This window comes from Pseudomonas sp. LBUM1661, assembly GCF_059695925.1.
Genome location: NZ_CP166794.1, coordinates 1253710 through 1269251, shown reverse-complemented (window position 1 = coordinate 1269251; position 15542 = coordinate 1253710). Strand labels below are relative to the sequence as shown.

15 protein-coding genes are annotated in these 15542 nt (G+C 61.7%); all 15 read left to right on the top strand.

Going from position 1 to position 15542, the window contains the following annotated elements:
* Positions 1-137: 137 nt before the first annotated feature.
* The 15 genes from ACA057_RS05665 to ACA057_RS05595 all read left to right on the top strand — a co-directional run bounded on the left by ACA057_RS05665 (position 138) and on the right by ACA057_RS05595 (position 15502).
* The gene (locus ACA057_RS05665) at positions 138-884 is read left to right on the top strand and encodes an amino acid ABC transporter permease (protein ID WP_059407704.1); all 747 of its coding nucleotides are present in this window, start codon (positions 138-140) and stop codon (positions 882-884) included.
* Complete coding sequence (locus ACA057_RS05660) at positions 884-1555, top strand: amino acid ABC transporter permease (protein ID WP_401360782.1); 672 nt, start codon at positions 884-886, stop codon at positions 1553-1555. Before ACA057_RS05665 ends, ACA057_RS05660 begins: the two co-directional genes overlap by 1 nt.
* Complete coding sequence (locus ACA057_RS05655; protein ID WP_059407702.1) at positions 1552-2286, top strand: amino acid ABC transporter ATP-binding protein; 735 nt, start codon at positions 1552-1554, stop codon at positions 2284-2286. The genes ACA057_RS05660 and ACA057_RS05655 overlap by 4 nt, the downstream gene beginning before the upstream one ends.
* Before the next feature lie 164 nt (positions 2287-2450).
* Complete coding sequence (aauS, locus tag ACA057_RS05650; RefSeq protein ID WP_497346605.1) at positions 2451-4352, top strand: two-component sensor histidine kinase AauS; 1902 nt, start codon at positions 2451-2453, stop codon at positions 4350-4352.
* The gene (aauR, locus tag ACA057_RS05645; RefSeq protein ID WP_497346603.1) at positions 4349-5677 is read left to right on the top strand and encodes a two-component response regulator AauR; all 1329 of its coding nucleotides are present in this window, start codon (positions 4349-4351) and stop codon (positions 5675-5677) included. The genes aauS and aauR overlap by 4 nt, the downstream gene beginning before the upstream one ends.
* Positions 5678-5685: 8 nt before the next feature.
* A complete protein-coding gene (locus tag ACA057_RS05640) occupies positions 5686-6015 on the top strand; it encodes a GlpM family protein (protein WP_497349818.1) in 330 nt (109 codons plus the stop codon).
* A gap of 144 nt (positions 6016-6159) precedes the next feature.
* Positions 6160-7080: an arginase family protein gene (locus ACA057_RS05635; protein WP_497346601.1), complete on the top strand. Its 921-nt coding sequence runs from the start codon at positions 6160-6162 to the stop codon at positions 7078-7080.
* Positions 7077-7451 carry a DMT family transporter gene (locus tag ACA057_RS05630; protein ID WP_497346599.1) on the top strand — a complete coding sequence of 125 codons (375 nt, stop codon included), beginning with the start codon at positions 7077-7079 and terminating at the stop codon, positions 7449-7451. Before ACA057_RS05635 ends, ACA057_RS05630 begins: the two co-directional genes overlap by 4 nt.
* 10 nt (positions 7452-7461) lie before the next feature.
* Positions 7462-7860, top strand: a complete 399-nt coding sequence (locus ACA057_RS05625) for a DMT family transporter (RefSeq protein ID WP_497349816.1) — start codon at positions 7462-7464, stop codon at positions 7858-7860.
* A 306-nt stretch (positions 7861-8166) separates the two neighbouring features.
* The gene (locus ACA057_RS05620) at positions 8167-8865 is read left to right on the top strand and encodes an MtnX-like HAD-IB family phosphatase (RefSeq protein ID WP_497346597.1); all 699 of its coding nucleotides are present in this window, start codon (positions 8167-8169) and stop codon (positions 8863-8865) included.
* Complete coding sequence (locus ACA057_RS05615) at positions 8858-10252, top strand: aspartate aminotransferase family protein (RefSeq protein ID WP_497346595.1); 1395 nt, start codon at positions 8858-8860, stop codon at positions 10250-10252. Before ACA057_RS05620 ends, ACA057_RS05615 begins: the two co-directional genes overlap by 8 nt.
* Positions 10249-11127 carry an alpha/beta hydrolase gene (locus tag ACA057_RS05610; RefSeq protein ID WP_497346593.1) on the top strand — a complete coding sequence of 293 codons (879 nt, stop codon included), beginning with the start codon at positions 10249-10251 and terminating at the stop codon, positions 11125-11127. The genes ACA057_RS05615 and ACA057_RS05610 overlap by 4 nt, the downstream gene beginning before the upstream one ends.
* A 97-nt stretch (positions 11128-11224) precedes the next feature.
* A complete protein-coding gene (locus ACA057_RS05605) occupies positions 11225-12349 on the top strand; it encodes a GNAT family N-acetyltransferase (protein ID WP_497346591.1) in 1125 nt (374 codons plus the stop codon).
* Positions 12349-14121, top strand: a complete 1773-nt coding sequence (locus tag ACA057_RS05600; protein ID WP_497349814.1) for a sensor histidine kinase — start codon at positions 12349-12351, stop codon at positions 14119-14121. The genes ACA057_RS05605 and ACA057_RS05600 overlap by 1 nt, the downstream gene beginning before the upstream one ends.
* A complete protein-coding gene (locus tag ACA057_RS05595; protein WP_401360757.1) occupies positions 14111-15502 on the top strand; it encodes a sigma-54-dependent transcriptional regulator in 1392 nt (463 codons plus the stop codon). Before ACA057_RS05600 ends, ACA057_RS05595 begins: the two co-directional genes overlap by 11 nt.
* Positions 15503-15542: the final 40 nt, after the last annotated feature.

Here is a 15542-nt window from a genome sequence, read left to right as displayed (position 1 = left end):
ACTCCCTGCTGGCATTTTTGGAAACACTCGAACCGGTGGCTGTCGAGCCGCTCGTGTGTGCCTGATTTTCAATCGGGCGGGAACGGAGTTTCCCCAGGCGGGCATTTGTACATCGAACGATCTGAGGGGAGACCCTAATGAATTACAACTGGGACTGGGGCGTGTTCTTCAAGTCCACCGGCGTGGGCAGCGAGATTTATTTCGACTGGTACCTCTCCGGCTTGGGCTGGACCATCGCCATTGCCGTTGCTGCCTGGATCATCGCGCTGCTGCTGGGCTCGGTGCTGGGTGTCATGCGTACGGTGCCGAACCGTATCGTGTCGGGCATCGCGACCTGCTACGTCGAACTCTTCCGTAACGTGCCGCTGCTGGTGCAGCTGTTCATCTGGTACTTCCTGGTGCCCGATCTGCTGCCGCAGAACCTGCAGGACTGGTATAAACAGGACCTGAACCCGACCACCTCGGCCTTCCTCAGCGTCGTCGTGTGCCTGGGCCTGTTCACCACCGCACGGGTTTGCGAACAGGTGCGCACCGGCATCCAGGCGCTGCCTCGTGGCCAGGAAGCGGCCGCTCGCGCCATGGGCTTCAAGCTGCCGCAGATCTATTGGAACGTGCTGCTGCCCCAGGCGTACCGGATCATCATTCCGCCGCTCACCTCGGAATTCCTCAACGTCTTCAAGAACTCCTCCGTGGCGTCGCTGATCGGCCTGATGGAGCTGCTTGCACAGACCAAACAGACCGCCGAGTTCTCCGCCAACCTGTTCGAAGCGTTCACCCTGGCCACGTTGATCTACTTCACCCTGAACATGGGCCTGATGCTGCTGATGCGCGGCGTCGAGAAGAAAGTCGCCGTGCCTGGCCTGATCTCCGTGGGGGGTAAATGATGGAATTCGACTTCTCGGGCATCATCCCGTCCCTGCCGGGCCTGTGGAACGGCATGGTCATGACCCTGCAACTGATGGCGCTGGGCGTCGTCGGCGGGATCATCCTCGGCACTATCCTGGCGCTGATGCGCCTGTCCCACAGCAAACTGCTGTCGAACATTGCCGGCGCCTACGTTAACTACTTCCGTTCGATCCCGCTGCTGCTGGTCATCACCTGGTTCTACCTGGCGGTGCCGTTCGTGCTGCGCTGGATCACCGGCGAAGACACGCCGATCGGCGCGTTCGCCTCGTGCATCGTGGCGTTCATGATGTTTGAAGCGGCGTACTTCTGCGAAATCGTCCGGGCCGGCGTACAGTCGATTCCCAAGGGCCAGATGGGTGCCGCCCAGGCCCTGGGCATGACCTACGGCCAGATGATGCGCCTGATCATCCTGCCGCAAGCGTTCCGCAAGATGACCCCGCTGTTGCTGCAACAGAGCATCATCCTGTTCCAGGACACCTCGCTGGTCTATGCGGTCGGCCTGGTGGACTTCCTCAATGCCTCGCGCGCCAGTGGCGACATCATCGGGCGCTCCAATGAGTTCCTGATTTTTGCCGGTTTCACCTACTTCATCATCAGCTTTGCCGCCTCGCAGCTGGTCAAGCGTCTGCAAAAAAGGTTCGCCGTATGATCTCTATCAAGAACGTCAACAAGTGGTATGGGGACTTCCAGGTACTGACTGATTGCAGCACCGAGGTCAAAAAAGGCGAGGTGATCGTGGTGTGCGGACCGTCCGGCTCCGGCAAATCCACCCTGATCAAATGCGTCAACGCCCTGGAACCGTTCCAGAAAGGCGACGTGGTGGTCGATGGCACGTCCATCGCCGACCCGAAGACCGACCTGCCGAAACTGCGTTCGCGCGTGGGCATGGTGTTCCAGCATTTCGAACTGTTCCCGCACCTGAGCATCATGGACAACCTGACCATCGCTCAGGTCAAGGTGTTGGGTCGCAGCAAGGACGAGGCCTCCAAGAAAGCCCTGCAACTGCTCGAACGCGTCGGTCTTTCGGCCCACGCGAAAAAGCATCCGGGGCAACTCTCCGGCGGTCAGCAGCAGCGTGTGGCGATTGCCCGTGCGTTGGCGATGGACCCGATCGTCATGCTGTTCGACGAACCGACGTCCGCGCTCGATCCGGAGATGGTCAACGAAGTGCTCGACGTGATGGTGCAACTGGCCCATGAAGGCATGACCATGATGTGCGTGACCCACGAAATGGGCTTCGCCCGCAAAGTGGCGGACCGCGTGATCTTCATGGACCAGGGCAAGATCATCGAAGACTGCAAGAAAGAGGATTTCTTCGGCGACATCAGCCACCGCGCCGAGCGTACGCAGCACTTCCTCAACAAGATTCTGCAGCACTAAGTCCTGCCACCGCTCCCACCCTGTGGGAGCGAGCCTGCTCGCGATGACGGCTTAACAGTCAACATCGACATTGACTGACCTAGCGCATTCGCGAGCAGGCTCGCTCCCACAAGGGTCGGCGACGATTCACAAGCAAGTGTTGTGGTTGACCCAAGGCATCTGTGATGAAATGCGACCCCACTCTCTATCGCGCCGCGCCGCCATCACTCGCCGTGAAACCCCGTCTGATTCGCCATTTGTTCCTGCCGCCGCTGGTCATCGCCCTGATGATCGGATTGGGCTACATCGGCTTCTGGGTCAGTGAGCACTACGGCATCCGCAGCCTCAGCGAGAACGGCCAGCGACAGCTGGAACTGCACGCCCGCGCCGTCGAGAGCGAGATCAGCAAGTACACCTACCTGCCCAGCCTGCTGGAACTCGAAACCAGCGTTTCAAAGCTGTTGGCCGACCCGACGCCGGAACACCGACAGACGGTCAATGATTACCTCGAAGGCCTGAACCGGCGCAGCCGCAGTCGGGCTATCTACGTGATGGACACCACCGGCCGTGTCATGGCCACCAGCAACTGGCGCGATGTCGACAGTTACCTCGGTGAAGACCTGTCCTTTCGCGCCTATTTCCAGAACGCCGTGCGCGGTCAGCCGGGACGCTTCTACGGCATCGGCAGCACCAACGGCGAACCCGGTTATTACCTGGCCCACGGCCTGGAAGAGCACGGCAAGATCATCGGCGTCGCGGTGGTCAAGGTCCGCCTCGAAGCCATGGAAGAACGCTGGCAGCGGGCGCGCCTTGAAGCGTTCGTCAGCGACGAGAACGGCATCATCATTCTCTCCAGCGACCCGGCGCGGCGACTCAAATCGGTTGTTCCGCTGAGCGACGACACCAAGGAGAAACTCGCCCGCAGCCTGCAGTATTACTGGTTCCCGCTGAACGAACTGCAACCGCTGGCCCGGGAGAAACTGGCCGAAGGCGAGGAGAAACTGACGTTCCCCGCCAACAGCGAAGTGGAATCCGACGAAGAGGACATCAGCTACCTCTCGCAAACCCGCCCGCTGAGCGACACCCCGTGGCATTTCACCCTGCTCACGCCCCTCCAGGATTTGCGCCGCGAGGCGATCAATCAGGGGATTCTGGTGGCGGTGGCATTTGCCCTGGTGGCGTTCCTGCTGATCGCCTGGAACGAGCGGCGCAAGGTGATCGCCACCCGCCTCGCCGCCCGCGAAGCCTTGCAGGAAGCCAACAATCAACTGGAGCGTCGGATTACCGAACGCACCACCGACCTGCGCGCCAGTAACGAACGGCTCAAGGGCCAGATCCGCGAACGCCGTCAGGCTGAAGAGACGTTGCGCCGGGCTCAGGATGAACTGGTGCAGGCCGGTAAACTCGCCGCCATCGGCCAGATGTCGACCAGCATTGCCCATGAATTGAACCAGCCGCTGGCGGCGCTGCGAACCTTGTCCGGCAACACTGTGCGTTTTCTCGAGCGCGGTCAGCTGGACGTGGCCAGCACCAACCTCAAGACCATCAACGAACTGATCGACCGCATGGGCCGGATTACCGCCAGCCTGCGCTCCTTCGCCCGTCGCGGCGATGACAAAGGCCAGGCCTGCCTCGGCAAAGCGGTGGATGCCGCGTTGCAACTGCTCGGGGGTCGGGTGGATAGCATCCATCTGCAACTGCATCGTGACTTTGCCGATGTGCAGGTGCAGATCGACCAGACCCGTCTGGAGCAGATCCTGGTCAACCTGATCGGCAACGCCCTCGACGCGATGCAGGCGCAACCGCTGCCGGAGTTATGGCTTGAAGGCGAAGTGTTCGATGGCAAATATCGCCTTCGGGTGCGCGACAACGGCCACGGCATCGACGCCGAAGCGCGCAAGCATCTGTTCGAACCGTTCTTCACCACCAAACCCGGCGAACAAGGCCTGGGCCTCGGCTTGACCTTGTCGGCAAGCCTGGCCGCCGCCACCGGCGGGCACCTGGGTGTCGAACACCCGGCCAGCGGTGGTACCACCTTCGTCCTCAGTTTACCGTTGGTAAGCCTCACTTCCGCCGAGCCAATATGAACAACGACCTTAGTGTGCTGATCGTCGAAGACGACCCCCATGTGCTGCTCGGCTGCCAACAGGCGCTGACCCTCGAAGACATTCCCTGCGTGGGCGTGGGCAGCGCAGAAGAAGCGCTGGAGCGCGTTGGCGACAACTTTGCCGGGATCGTCATCAGCGACATCCGCCTGCCGGGCATCGATGGCCTGGAACTGCTGACCCGGCTCAAGGCCCGCGACCGCAGCCTGCCGGTGGTGCTGATTACCGGCCACGGCGACATTTCCATGGCCGTCGGCGCGATGCAGAAAGGCGCCTACGATTTCATGGAGAAACCTTTCTCCCCCGAACGCCTGGTGGACGTGGCGCGCCGCGCGCTGGAGCAACGCAGTCTCGCGCGGGAAGTCTCGTCGCTGCGTCGACAACTGGCCGAGCGCGATTCCCTCGAAGGCCGGATCATCGGCCGCTCGCCGGCGATGCAGAACCTGCGCGAATTGATCGTCAACGTCGCCGATACGTCGGCCAACGTGTTGATCGAAGGCGAGACCGGCACCGGCAAGGAACTGGTTGCGCGCTGCCTGCACGACTTCAGTCGGCGCCACACCAAACAGTTCGTCGCGCTGAACTGCGGCGGCTTGCCAGAGAACTTGTTCGAAAGCGAGATTTTCGGCCACGAGGCCAATGCCTTCACCGGCGCCGGTAAGCGGCGGATCGGCAAGATCGAACACGCCGACGGCGGCACGTTGTTCCTCGACGAAGTGGAAAGCATGCCCCTGCCCTTGCAGATCAAATTGCTGCGGGTGTTGCAGGAACGCACCCTCGAACGCCTCGGCTCGAACCAGAGCGTGGCGGTGGATTGCCGGGTGATCGCGGCGACCAAGTCCGATCTCGACGAGTCGAGCAAGGCCGGCGAATTCCGCAGTGACCTGTATTACCGGCTCAACGTAGTGACCCTGGAACTGCCGCCACTGCGCGAACGTCGCGAAGACATCCTGCAACTGTTCGAACACTTCCTGCAGCAGTCGTCCTTGCGTTTCGACCGCGCCGTGCCGGACCTGGATAACCAGACCTTATCGAACCTGATGAGCCACGACTGGCCGGGCAACGTGCGTGAGCTGCGCAACGTCGCCGAGCGCTTCGCCCTCGGTCTGCCAGCGTTCAAGAAATCCGGTGCCAGCGGCAGCAATCAGGGCCTGGCGTTCGCCGAAGCGGTGGAAGCGTTTGAACGTAACCTGCTCAGCGATGCGTTACAGCGCAGCGGCGGCAACCTGACCCAGGCCAGCCTGGAACTGGGGATGGCCAAGACCACCTTGTTCGATAAGGTGAAGAAGTACGGGCTGAGCCACTGATGGACCTGATTCTCAAAGCCACCCTGGGCGCGGCGGTGGTGCTGATCCTCGCCGCCCTGGCCAAGACCAAAAACTACTACATCGCCGGACTGGTGCCGCTGTTTCCGACCTTTGCCCTGATTGCGCATTACATCGTCGGCAAGGGGCGCTCGCTGGAGGATTTGAAGACCACCATCGTGTTTGGCATGTGGTCGATCATTCCGTACTTCATCTACCTGGCGACGTTGTACGTGATGGTCGACCGGATGCGGCTGGAGGCTTCACTGGCCGTGGCGGCGGTGGCGTGGTTGATGGCGGCGACGGTGTTGGTCACGGTTTGGGTTCGCTTCCACGCCTGACCACCCTCTGATCGTTCCCACGCGTGGGAACGATCGTCAACTGCTGGCCCGGCCCTTGCATTTACCCCTAAAAGCCCTCTCGGCCGGCCTTCATGATGGATGGAGCCGGTGTCTGGGAGGGTGTGCCAAGGGTGAATTGCGACCTTGAACATTTTAGATCTCGACCACAGCCTGACGGCTCAGGCACCGATCGCGCAGCTGCTCGACAGCGGTCGTGCCAAACGCCTGGACCTGCTCGACCTCGGCCCGAAACTGCGGCTCTGGTCCAGCGAACGAACCTGGCGGCGCTTCGCTGAACGCCTGCAGCAACGCCCGCGCCACAGCGGCCCGCAGCCTGAAATCTTCTTCGTGGGTTCCGGTGACTACCATCACCTGACACCGGCCTTCCTGAGCGATTTGCCGGAACCGGTGAGCCTGATCCACTTCGACAATCACCCCGACTGGGTCCACTTCGCCCCACGTCGGCATTGCGGTTCGTGGGTCAACCAGGCGCTGAAACTGCCGAACATCCGGCGCATCGTCACGCTCGGCCCGTGCAGCGACGACTTGCAAAATCCGCAGCTCAAGGGCGGCAACCTCAGCGCCCTCAGGCGTGGAGTGTTGCAGCTGTTCCCGTGGCAGCACCCGCCCTCCAAGGTCTGGGGCCGGGTTGGCGATGGTGCCGGGCATCAGCAGCAGGAAAACCTGCTGCACTGGCGCAACCTGGCCGAGCTGGACTGGCCGGTGTTTCTTCAACAGATGATCGCCAGCCTGCCCACCGACGCGGTGTGGATCACCCTCGACAAGGACGTATTGGCCAGCGAAGACGCGGCGACCAATTGGGATCAGGGCGGCATGCGCCTCAGTCATCTGCTGCACGCCATACGCATGCTGGCGGCCGGTAAACGAATCATCGGCATCGACATCTGCGGCGAATACGCCCCGCCGGCCTTCAGCAACGCCTTCAAACGCTGGGAAGCCAAGTCCGACCAGCCGCCCGCCGAACGCTGGAGCCACACCGATCTGCTGCGCAACGCGGCGACCAATCAGGCGCTGATCGAGCTGTTCGAGGAGTTGTTCCCATGACCTTCACGGTGATTGTCCTGGTGGCGTTTTCCATTGTGCTGGACGTCATCGGTCAGCTCTGTTTCAAGCTCGGTCTGGACCGCCTGCCCGAGCTTGAAGGCGGCTTTCGGCTGAATGCGTTCTGGGGCCAGGTGTTCAACGCGCCGCTGCTGTGGTGCGGCATCGGCGCCTACGTGATCGAGTTTTTCGTCTGGCTCGAAGCCTTGTCCCGGGCACCGCTGAGCCTGTTGTTTCCGGCGGCGGCGCTGGCGTATTGCGGCGTGGTGCTGGCCGGAAAACTGATCCTAGGTGAAACCGTCAGCCGGCGGCGCTGGCTTGGCACGTTGGTGATTACGGCGGGCGTCATGCTCGTGTGTGTCGCCCATGCATGAGGCTCAATCGATGCTCAAAGGCAAGACCGACTGGCTGCACGAGCGCCTCGGCACCGTGGTGCTTTGGGCGCTGTTGATCGGTTTTGAAAGTGCCGGCCAGATCGCGACCAAGGTCGGCGGAGATCAACTGGGGCAGATGGATTTCAATGTGCAATGGCTGCTGGCGGTGGCAGTCACCCCCGGCGTGTGGCTGGCGATTGCCTGCTACATCGGCGCTTTTTTTGTGTGGATGCTGATACTGCGGCGTAGCAGTTTGTCCCTGGCTTTTCCGCTGAGCTCGCTGGTGTTTGTCGGGGTTTTGTTGGGGTCGTGGCTGGGGTTGGGCGAGCAGATCAGCGTGCTGCACTGGGTGGGAGTGGCGGTGATTATGGGCGGGATTGCGTTGCTCGCCGAGGGTGAAGAGAAGTAGATGTCTGTCGAATTCAAGGACGCTTTCGCGAGCAGGCTCGCTCCCACATTGGTATGCATTCCCCCTGTGGGAGCGAGCCTGCTCGCGATGGCGCCAGTCAGGGGTGTGCGCGCATCAATCCCCGCCCCTCGCGCAAGCACTCATGTTGATTGTAGCGACCTACAAAAATTGTAGCTTCGCCCACCGCGAATCCCGCCAAAACCCCAGCCCTGCTGGGCCTAACCCGATTGGCACACTCCCTGCTCTACCCCTTTTGCAGCGCAGGCAGCACAACCTGCGCACACTTTTTACAAGAAGGTACAGCAGATGATTGACTGGCATATCGTGTGTGATTTCGACGGGACCATCACCCGCACCGACGTGATCGACAGCATCCTCCAGCGTTTCGCCGACCCGAGTTGGGAAGCGATCGAAAACGAGTGGCTGGCGGGCGACATCGGTTCCCGTGAATGCCTCAGCCGCCAGCTCTCGCTGGTCAAGGCCACGCCCGCCGAGCTGCTCGGGTTCTTCGACAGCATCGACATCGATCCGGACTTCCCTGACTTCGTCGACCACGTGATCGGCCTCGGCGCTTCCCTTGAAGTGGTCAGTGACGGCATCGAACAAGGCATCGCGCGGATCCTGGCGCGCCACTACGTCAGCCTCTTGCCGATCCTCGCCAACCGCTTGCGCCAGGTTGACCACCAGCGCTGGCGCATCGACTTCCCGCACTCAAGCGACGCCTGCCGCGCCGCGTCCGGCAACTGCAAATGCAAATCCACCCCCGGCACCAAACGGGTGCTGGTGATCGGCGATGGCCAGTCCGACATGTGCGTGGCCGCCACCGCCGATTTCGTGTTCGCCAAGGATCGCCTGGCCGAGCACTGCGAACGCAATGGCATCGCCTATGCGCGCTTCGACAGCTTCGCCGAACTGCCTGCGCTGCTGGCCTTGTTGCCAAACGCCAGCGCCGCCAACGCCACCTCCTTCAACGCAGAAACACAGGAACTCTTCCACCATGTCTGATATTCGAATCGCCACGCCTGAAGACCAGGTCCTTCTGGAAAAAGAAGCCAGGTACTGCTCCTACGGCGACACCGTTCACTACATCGAACCGCCACGAATCTTCAGCCGTTGCGAAGGCTCCTACGTCTGGGACACCGAAGACCAGGCCTACCTCGACCTGCAAATGTGGTACTCGGCGGTCAACTTCGGCTACGCCAACCCGCGCCTGAACAACGCGCTGAAACAGCAGATCGACACCCTGCCGCAAATCGCCAGCCAGTACCTGCACAAGGGCAAGATCGAGCTCTCGGAAATGATCGCCGTCGATGCGAAGAAAAAATTCGGCCTCGATGGCCGCGTGCACTTCAACGTCGGCGGCTCGCAGTCCATCGAGGACTCGCTGAAAGTCGTGCGCAACGCCACCAACGGCAAAAGCCTGATGTTCGCTTTCGAGGGCGGCTACCACGGACGCACCCTCGGCGCCTCGTCGATCACGTCCAGCTACCGCTATCGCCGCCGCTATGGCCACTTCGGCGAGCGTGCGCAATTCATCCCGTTCCCGTACCACTTCCGCGGCCCGAAAGGCATGAGCAAGGAAGAGTACGGCAGCCATTGCGTACGGAATTTCGCCCGGTTGTTCGAGACCGAATACAACGGCGTCTGGGACCCGAAAGTCGGCCAGAGCGAGTACGCCGCGTTCTACGTCGAGCCCATCCAGGGCACCGGCGGCTACGTGATTCCGCCAATGAATTTCTACAGCGAGCTCAAGCATGTGCTGGACCAGCACGGCATCTTGATGGTGGTCGACGAAATCCAGATGGGCTTCTACCGCACCGGCAAGCTGTGGTCGATTGAGCACTTCGACGTCAAACCGGACGTGATTGTTTTCGGCAAAGCCTTGACCAACGGCCTCAACCCGCTGGGTGGCATCTGGGCCAAGGAAGAATTGATCAACCCGAAAATCTTCCCGCCCGGATCGACGCATTCGACCTTCGCGTCGAACCCGTTGGGCACCGCAGTCGGCCTCGAAATGTTCAAGATGACCAGCGAAATTGACTACGGCTCGATGGTCATGAACAAGGGCAAATACTTCCTTGAAGGCCTGAAGGATTTGCAGAAACGCTACCCGATCATCGGCGACGTCGATGGTCTGGGCCTGGCCCTGCGCTGCGAAATCTGCGGCCCGGACGGTTTCACCCCGGACAAGGCGACCCTCGATTTCATGGTCGAGGAAGGCATGAAGGGCGACATCGAAATCGATGGCAAACGCCTGGGTCTGATTCTCGACGTGGGCGGTTACTACAAGAACGTGATCACCCTCGCGCCGTCGCTGGAAATCAGCTACCCGGAAATCGATCTGGGCATCGCCCTGCTCGACCGTCTGCTGCACCGAGCGATGCAAAGATGATGGCCGAAGCGATCGACATGGGCGGAGGCAGTGCCGGTTTCGTTCTCGGCAGCGGCGAGGTCGCGGTGCTGTTGATCCACGGCCTCACCGGTACGCCGACCGAATTGCGCCGGGTGGCCACCGGACTGGCCAAGGCTGGGTGCACGGTCTACGTGCCGACCCTGGCCGGGCACTGTGGGGACAACGCCGACCTGCAAGCCACCGGGTGGCGCGACTGGTACGAGAGCGCGCGTAAGACCTTCATCGGCGTACGCCGCAAACACGAGCATGTGTTTGTCGGCGGTTTGTCCATGGGCGCGGTGCTGTCGATGTACCTGGCCGCCGAGCATCCGGGGCAGATCGAAGGCTTGTTGCTGTATTCGACCACGCTGCGTTACGACGGCTGGAACATGCCCAAGGTCGCGGTGCTCACGCCGTTGCTGATGGCGATTCCGTTTGGCGTGCACCTGTGCCGTTTCAACGAAAAATCCCCGTTCGGTATCAAGGATGAACGCTTGCGGGCCCTCGTCGAGCGGCAGATGAAGGCCGGTGAAAGCACCAACGCCGGGCTGCTGACGATGTCCGGCGTCAGTGTTCGGGAACTGCACCGGTTGGTGGCGGCGGTGAAAAAACGCATGCCGCAGATCACCACTCAAACACTGGTCCTGCACTCGCGCGAAGACGACATCACCAGCCGCTGGAACGCCGACTATGTCGAACGCAAGCTGGGCGGCCCGGTGGTGAAGATCCTGCTGGACGACTGCTATCACATGATCACCGTCGACCTGCAATACCGCCGCGTGGTGGAGTTGAGCGCGGACTTCATCCAGCACCGTTTCGCGCAACAAGGGACCGTCCCGCAACCCATACGCCAGGATTATCAGCAGCTGGCCTGACAGCAATGCCGAACGCCGGCTTCGCCAGCTGCTACGGGGATCGTGCAACGGCGTAGCGGCGGACGGCCGCAGTGGTGAGTAATTTTAAGGAAACGATGTGATCGCAGCCCTTGCCTTTTCAACGATCGAGGCCATCGACCGCAGTGCCTGGAATGCCTGTTTCCCCGCCGAACTGGAGGACTGGGATTACTACCGGGCCGTTGAACAGGCGGGCATTGCCGATTTTCAGTGGCGCTATCTGGCGCTGTATGAAGAGCAGGTGCTGGTCGCCGCAGCGGTGGCGTTCACCACCGCCTATGCGCTGGACACCACGGTTCAAGGGTTAGGCAAACGCGTCAGCGAACGCTTGCGCCGCTGGTGGCCTGGCCTGCTCGAGGTGCGCCTCTACGCCCTCGGTTCTCCGGTGGCCGAGCAATGCCATGTCGGAACGGCCCGACACATCGAACCCGCCCGGCGCCCGGTCCTGCTCGAGCGACTGTTGACCCTGGCGCGCAACGATGCCGATCAGGCCGGTATCGGCCTGCTCGCGGTCAAGGATGCCTCACATCGTGATGCGCAATGGTTGCAGGTCTGTCATGAGGCCGGTCTGCAAAGCATGCCCGGCCTGCCCAGCGCGGAACTGCCGATCAGTTTTGGCTCCGTGGACGCCTACCTCGGCACCCTCGGCAAATCCACCCGCAAAGACCTGCGCCGCACGTTGCGCGGGCAAGGTCCGAGGATCGAGTGGCGACGCTCTGTTGATGACCTGCTGCCGCGGATGATGCCGCTCTACGACGCCACCCTCGCCCGCAGCGACCTGACCTTCGAACGTTTGCCGCCCGCCTATTTCCGCCAAGTCCTGGAACAGCTCGACGAGCGAGCCGCTTGCGTGCTGTATTGGCTCGGCGATGAACTGGTGGCGTTCAACCTGGTGCTGCTGGATGAGCAGCGACTGGTGGACAAGTTTTTCGCCCACGACCTGAGCCAGACCCGCGAGCACAACCTGTACGTTCGCAGCTGGCTGGCCAATGTCGGCTACTGTATTGAACACGGTATCCCGATCTACGCGTGCGGTCAGGCCGGCTATGCCAGTAAGCTGCGCCTGGGTTGCTCGTTTACCGGCAACACCGTGTTTTTCCGCCATCGCAACCGCGTACTCGACGGCCTGTTGCGAGGGCTGAACATGTTTATCCGCCCGGACCGATCCGACCCTGCCATGGCTGCTGCAATAAGCGAAGCATGATGACCAGAGACCGACACGCCAACGCCCGACCTTTCGCCCTTTCCGGCTGGAGCCTGCAGCGCAAGCTGGTGCTGGCCTTCTGGCTGGTCAGCGTGATTCCGACGATGATCGCCGCCGAACTGGCGGCCGCCACCCTGTCCCGGATTTTCGACAGCAACGTACGGATCTGGCTGCAGGAATCAACCAAGATCGTCGAGGACGAAATCACCGAGATCCTGCGCGATAACGCCCGGGTCGCACAGTTGCTCCTGCGCTATACGCGCCCGCCAACCGATGAACAATCGAGTCAACGCGACAAACTGACCACCGACATCGCCGAAGCCATGGGCATCGACGTGGTCGCGCTGGTGCGCAACAGCGACCACAAAGTGCTGTTCAGCACCGCCACCGACGACATCGTCCGCCAGATCAGCACCGCCCCCAAAGCCGTGTTGCAGACCTTGCAAGTCGGCGGCGTCGCCACCGGCACGGTGGTCTCGACCTTCGAGACCGATCAGGACGGTGTCGATTACAAACTGGTGATTGCGACCTACCTCGACAGCAGTTTCCTCACCAGCGTGGCCGATGTGCATTCCCTCGACCTGCGCCTCTACCTGGCCAAGGCCGATGACTTCTCGGAGATTTTTTCCACCCAGCGATTCGAGGATCATCCGGCGGCCGTGCCGGAAAAAATCGAACAGATCCTGCGCAACACCAAGCAGCCGATCGAGCAATTCACCAACCGCTACAGCGGTATCTACCGACCGATTCTCAACGAAAACGGCGAGTTGCAAGGGGTGATTTTCAGTGGTCTGCTGCGCCACACCAGCCTGGTCGGGCTGGTGAACCAGAGCAACCTGTTCATCCTGATTTTCCTGCTCAGCTCGGCCGCGTCACTGGCGGTGGGCTGGCTGGTGTCACAGCGCCTGACCCAGCCATTGCGCGAACTCTCCAAAGGCGTGCAAGCGGTAATCGCCGGGGATTACCGCCAACGCCTGGCGGTCACTGGCGGCGACGAACTGGCGGAATTGAGCAGCACCTTCAACCACATGAGCGAACGCCTCGGCGAGTTGCAACACCTGGAATCGCAACTGCGCCGCCGCGACCGCCTGCATGCGCTGGGTGAAGTCGCCATGGGCCTGGCCCATGAAATCCGCAACCCGCTGGGCATCATCAAGACCGCCACGCAATTACTCCACCGGCGCGCCGATTTGCCCGAGACCGACAAGCGTCATCTGGAATACGTGGTCAGTGAAGTCAGCCGCATCAACGACCTGATTACCGAATTCCTCGATTTCGCCAAACCCAGCGCGCCGATGCGTTCGACACAGCTGGCGCGGCCGCTGGTGGATGAATTGATCGGCTTTTGCGCCCCGGAACTGGCCAGCCACAACATCGATGTGCGCATCGACGATCAGGCCCCCGCCGCGACCCTGTATGCCGACGCTCGGCAACTCAAGCAGGCTGGCCTGAACCTGATCGTCAACGCCATCGACGCGATGCCCGACGGCGGACGCCTGACCGTGGCGATCAGCAGCGATGCGTCGTTCACCGTCATCAGCTTTTCCGACACCGGCCAAGGCATCGAACCGGACATGCTCGAACGGATTTTTACGCCGTTCGTCACCACCAAGGCGTCGGGCACCGGGCTGGGTCTGGCCAAGGTCTTCTCGATCATGGAGAGTCATGACGGACGCATCGAGTGCGTCAGCGAAAAAGACGCCGGGGCCACCTTCACCCTGTACATTCCGGCCAACGGTGCAGACTTCGACGAGGGCAGCGATGACACATAACGTACTGGTGGTCGACGACGAGCCCAAGCTCTGCGACCTGCTGGCCTCGGCACTGAGTCAGAACGGCATTGTGGTGTTCACCGCCGGCAATGGCCTGCATGCGCTCAAGGTGCTGGAGTGCGAAGACATCGACCTTGTGATCAGCGACTGGCGCATGCCCGGCATGGACGGCCCGCAATTGCTGGCGGAAATCAAAACACGGTTTCCGCAGTTGCCGGTGATCGTCATGACGGCCTACAGCACCGTGAAAAACGCCGTGCAGTCGATGCGCAACGGCGCCTTCGACTACATCGCCAAGCCCTTCGACATCGACGAACTGGACATCACCGTCAGCAAAGCCCTGCAATTTCGCGACATCCTCAAAGACAACCAGCGCATGCGCGCCGAACTCGACGAGCACCAGCAGATCGACAGCCTGATCGGCGACAGCCCGAGCTTTCGGCGGGTGCTGCACGCGATCGATTCAGTGCGCGAAAGCAACGCGACGATTCTGCTGACCGGCGAAAGCGGCACGGGTAAGGAAATGGTCGCCCGGGCGATCCACAAACACGGTAATCGCGCGGACAAACCGTTTGTCGCGGTGAACTGTGCGGCGATCCCAGAAGGGTTGCTGGAAAGCGAAATGTTCGGCCACCGCAAAGGCGCGTTCACCGGCGCCGTGGCGGATCGGGTCGGGCGTTTCCTGCAGGCCGACAAGGGCACGCTGTTCCTTGATGAAATCGGCGAGATGCCGCTGGCCTTGCAGGCGAAAATCCTGCGGGCGTTGCAGGAACGAGTGATCGAACCGGTGGGCGACCCACGCGAGCGCAAGGTCGATGTGCGGGTGATCGCCGCGACTAACAAAAACCTGCTGGAGGCGGTGGCCAACAAGGAGTTTCGCGAAGACCTGTACTATCGCCTCAACGTGTTCCCGATTCCCCTGCCCGCCCTGCGTGAACGGGTCGAAGACATCGCCCCGCTGGCCCGACATTTCGCCCACACCCTGGGCGCCACGGCGGGCAAACGCATCACCGGTTTCAGCCCGGCGGCATTGCAGGCCATGGCCAATTACTCGTGGCCGGGGAACATTCGCGAACTGCAGAACTGCGTGGAGCGCGCGACCATCGTCGCTTCGGGGGCGGTGATCGAAGACGATGACCTGCCGGCCTATCTGTTTGCCTCACGGCCCGCCGATAGTGGCGCGATTTTCAGCGAGGGCAGCAACGTGCCTTCGGACCTGGAAGCGGCGCTGGCGGAAGTCGAGAAGGCCTACATCCTGGCGGCCCTGCAACAAAGCAACGGTGTGCAGGCCGCGGCGGCGCAGCTGATCGGAATTTCCGAGCGCAGCTTCTGGTATCGGCTGAAAAAACTGGGGATTCACGTGGACAAGATTGTGCGCTGACCGCAGCAGATGATCGTTCCCACTCTGCGTGGGAACGATC

Bases quoted from the DNA above. Each gene is read 5' to 3' on its own strand.
- ACA057_RS05665 (WP_059407704.1), top strand. From the start codon at position 138: ATGAATTACAACTGGGACTGGGGCGTGTTCTTCAAGTCCACCGGCGTG.
- ACA057_RS05660 (WP_401360782.1), top strand. From the start codon at position 884: ATGGAATTCGACTTCTCGGGCATCATCCCGTCCCTGCCGGGCCTGTGG.
- ACA057_RS05655 (WP_059407702.1), top strand. From the start codon at position 1,552: ATGATCTCTATCAAGAACGTCAACAAGTGGTATGGGGACTTCCAGGTA.
- aauS (WP_497346605.1), top strand. From the start codon at position 2,451: ATGAAATGCGACCCCACTCTCTATCGCGCCGCGCCGCCATCACTCGCC.
- aauR (WP_497346603.1), top strand. From the start codon at position 4,349: ATGAACAACGACCTTAGTGTGCTGATCGTCGAAGACGACCCCCATGTG.
- ACA057_RS05630 (WP_497346599.1), top strand. From the start codon at position 7,077: ATGACCTTCACGGTGATTGTCCTGGTGGCGTTTTCCATTGTGCTGGAC.
- ACA057_RS05625 (WP_497349816.1), top strand. From the start codon at position 7,462: ATGCTCAAAGGCAAGACCGACTGGCTGCACGAGCGCCTCGGCACCGTG.
- ACA057_RS05620 (WP_497346597.1), top strand. From the start codon at position 8,167: ATGATTGACTGGCATATCGTGTGTGATTTCGACGGGACCATCACCCGC.
- ACA057_RS05615 (WP_497346595.1), top strand. From the start codon at position 8,858: ATGTCTGATATTCGAATCGCCACGCCTGAAGACCAGGTCCTTCTGGAA.
- ACA057_RS05610 (WP_497346593.1), top strand. From the start codon at position 10,249: ATGATGGCCGAAGCGATCGACATGGGCGGAGGCAGTGCCGGTTTCGTT.
- ACA057_RS05600 (WP_497349814.1), top strand. From the start codon at position 12,349: ATGACCAGAGACCGACACGCCAACGCCCGACCTTTCGCCCTTTCCGGC.
- ACA057_RS05595 (WP_401360757.1), top strand. From the start codon at position 14,111: ATGACACATAACGTACTGGTGGTCGACGACGAGCCCAAGCTCTGCGAC.